The 1152-nt window shown below is 75.3% G+C and carries 1 protein-coding gene; it reads left to right on the top strand.

The window, feature by feature from the left end; translation table 11 throughout:
- Nucleotides 1-54: 54 nt before the first annotated feature.
- A partial coding sequence (locus FNQ90_RS24070) for a Gfo/Idh/MocA family protein (RefSeq protein ID WP_182608273.1) occupies nt 55-1152 on the top strand: 1098 nt, incomplete at its 3' end.

Genomic DNA, 1152 nt, shown 5'->3' with positions numbered 1-1152 from the left:
GCCCAGCCCCCCACGCCCCCGGTCGACGGTCGGTCGGGGCCCTTCCGGGCCGCCGTGGTCGGCACCGGGGCCATCGTCACCGGCGCCCACCTGGCGGCCCTGGCCGCCCACGCGTCCGAGGTGCGACCGGTCGCCGCCGTGGACGTGGACCCCACCCGCCTGGAGGCGTTCGCCGCCGAGGTGGCCCGACACCCCGGCCTCGGGCCGGTCACCGGATGGACCGACCTCGACGCGATGCTCGCCGCCGAGCGCCCCGACCTGGTGCTGATCGGCACCCCACCGGTGTTCCACCGCGAACAGACCCTGGCCGCACTCGCCGCCGGCGCCTGGGTGTGGTGCGAGAAGCCGCTGTGCCTCTCGCTGGCCGAGTTCGACGCGATCTCCGCGGCCGAGCGCGAGGGCGGCCCCTACGCCTCGGTGGTCGCGCAGCACCGCCACGGCTCCGGCACCGTCCACGCCCGCGCGCTGCTGGAGGCCGGTGAGCTGGGTGCCCCGCGGGTCGCCCACTGCCAGACCACCTGGTACCGGACCGAGGAGTACTACGCGGTGCCCTGGCGGGGCGGTTGGGCGAGCGAGGGCGGCGGCCCGACCATGGGCCACGGAATCCACCAGAACGACCTCCTGCTCCATCTTCTCGGCGACTGGATCGAGATCCGGGCCATGGTCGCCCGGTTGCGCCACGACGTGGAGACCGAGGACGTCTCCACCGCCCTGGTCCGCTTCGCCAACGGGGCGGTGGCCACCGTCGTCAACAGCGTGCTCTCGCCCGACGAGGTCAGCCGCATCCGGATCGACTGCGACGACGCCACCGTGGAGCTGACCCACCTCTACGGGCACACCAACGCCGACTGGCGGTACACCCCGCGCCCCGGTGTCGAGCCCGGACGGGTGGAGCACTGGCGCACCCCGGAGCGGGACGTGCCAAGCTCGCACACCGAGCAGTTGGCCGGGATCCTGGCGGCGATGCGCGCCGGGGTCCGTCCGCCCGGCAGCGGTCCGGACGCCCGCCGCACCCTGGAGTTCACCGCGGCCCTCTACAAGGCGGCCTTCACCGGTCGTCCGGTGCGTCCGGGCGACATCGGACCCGACGACCCGTACCACCGCGCCATGCACGGCGACGCGCCGGGGTGGGCCCCAGGGATCCCCCCGGCC

Origin of the sequence: Streptomyces alkaliphilus (assembly GCF_014141535.1) — a bacterium.
In the GTDB taxonomy this organism is placed as follows: domain Bacteria; phylum Actinomycetota; class Actinomycetes; order Streptomycetales; family Streptomycetaceae; genus Streptomyces; species Streptomyces alkaliphilus.
This window is presented reverse-complemented; position numbering and strand designations above follow the sequence as displayed.